At 59.1% G+C, this 1234-nt stretch carries 1 protein-coding gene; it reads right to left on the minus strand.

Going from position 1 to position 1234, the window contains the following annotated elements; genetic code table 11:
• Window positions 1-19: 19 nt before the first annotated feature.
• Window positions 20-991, minus strand: coding sequence for an IS110 family transposase (locus CXK96_RS20580; RefSeq protein ID WP_102838249.1), 972 nt, complete (start codon window positions 989-991; stop codon window positions 20-22).
• Between the last annotated feature and the right edge of the window lie 243 nt (window positions 992-1234).

The following is a 1234-nucleotide window of genomic DNA, read 5'->3' on the forward strand; positions in this document are numbered from 1 at the left end:
GTAGATACCGTCTTCCCCATTACCGAGCAAGGGCCAGTTGAGGGTCGAAACGCTGGCCCGATTTAAGTACCCCATAGGCGATGTGCAGCAGCTTGCGCATCGCTGCACAGACGATTTGTTTTCCGGATTTTCCTTTTGCACTCAGACGCTCGCGTAGAGCACTAATGGCCGGGTTGTGTGTGAGCGAGCAGACCGCCGGCATGTAGAGTCCAGCCCTCAAGCGAGACGATCCTGTGCGGGATATGCGCGTCTGGCCCTTGTAGGAGCCAGACTCCTGAAGGCGGGGGTTCAGCCCGGCATAAGCGGTGATCGCGCGTGAGCTGGCGAAGCGTAGCGGATCGCCCAGCTCAGCCAGCAACAGGGCTGCGGAACGCTCGCCGATGCCATCAATGCTGGTCAGCAGGTCGCGTTTGTTGCGCAGGTCCGGGTCATCATCGATGTGGTCTCGGATCGCACGTAGCGCCTCTCCGATCTGCCGCTCGACATGGTGCAGCACTGAGTAGATTGAAGCCTGCACACTAGCGTCGGCCAGATCCAGGCGGTTGCGTTCCATTTGTTGGATCTCCTGCAGATCTTCCAGGCGCCGCACTAATGCTTTCAAGCGCCGGACGGCGGGAGGCTCAGGCTGCCAGGCCCGCAGATCACCCTGGTGCCGCTCGCCATACTCAGCGATGAGTTTGGCGTCGACTTTGTCGGTCTTTACGCGCTGGAGCTGGCTTCGAGCGTAATAGGCGACCTGTGCAGGATTGAGCACGCAGACCTGATAGCCTTTATCGTGAAACCAGGTCGCGAGCGCTTCATGGTAAGCGCCGGTCGCTTCCATCACGATCCAGGCTTGGGCATTGGCGTGCTTGAGCAGCCACTGCTGGAGCGCTTCGAAACCGGCCACCTCGTTTGGCAATTTGGCCTTGGTGCGGTACTTGCCATTGGGCTGCTGGGTGGCGATGTCGAACGTGCGTTTGGCGATATCGATGCCGATGACGCTGGGCATAAGTCCTCCTGCTGGTTCAGAAAGATCAACACTTCACTCAGCTCTACCTTGCTGATGCGAGCTCTCGCCGGAGGCGGGCTCTGGATACCGTTCGAGCTGTAAGAGTGAGTATGGAAGGCCGCAGCGCTATCTACGTCGCAGGCTCAAAGCCTAAGGGTGGATACGGCTTCCTGGCCTTCCCCCGATGATCAGTCGGGAACTATCACCCCAACATAGCGTGGTAGTCGAGATACAAGGGTGGAT

Origin of the sequence: Stutzerimonas stutzeri (assembly GCF_002890895.1) — a bacterium.
Classification (GTDB): Bacteria; Pseudomonadota; Gammaproteobacteria; order Pseudomonadales; family Pseudomonadaceae; genus Stutzerimonas; species Stutzerimonas stutzeri_AB.

Excerpts from the sequence above, each read along its gene's own strand:
- CXK96_RS20580 (WP_102838249.1), bottom strand. The coding sequence starts at position 991 with ATGCCCAGCGTCATCGGCATCGATATCGCCAAACGCACGTTCGACATC.